This is a genomic window from Stenotrophomonas sp. 3(2025) (assembly GCF_052665395.1).
This window is the reverse complement of sequence record NZ_JBQOIF010000061.1, coordinates 1-301: the sequence shown is the minus strand read 5'-3', so window position 1 is coordinate 301 and position 301 is coordinate 1. Positions and strand designations below refer to the sequence as shown.

The 301-nt window shown below is 41.9% G+C and carries 1 protein-coding gene; it reads left to right on the top strand.

Annotated elements, in window-relative coordinates:
- The coding region (locus ACUXVE_RS20095) for a hypothetical protein (protein ID WP_445515026.1) at positions 1–184 on the top strand (184 nt) is incomplete at its 5' end.
- Positions 185–301: the final 117 nt, after the last annotated feature.

The window sequence follows — 301 nt, the reverse complement described above, 5'->3', positions numbered from 1 at the left end:
TTTCATGGACACTTTACGCCGTATTGTGCTGTTGGTCATGCGCATTCGCAGAAACACCATTAATTCTACTTCCGGTTTCAAAATGGACCTCAAATTCGGACTCCTCGTACCGACAAACATATACACACGCGGAACTTGGGCCTTAAAACTGCATTTTAAAGGCATTTTTCGCCGTTTTTCATGATTTTATTACTGCGCATGCGCAGAAACACCATTAATTCTACTTCCGGTTTCAAAATGGACCTCAAATTCGGATTCCTCGTGCCGAAAAACACGTAGGTTGTCAAATTTTGCCCTAAAA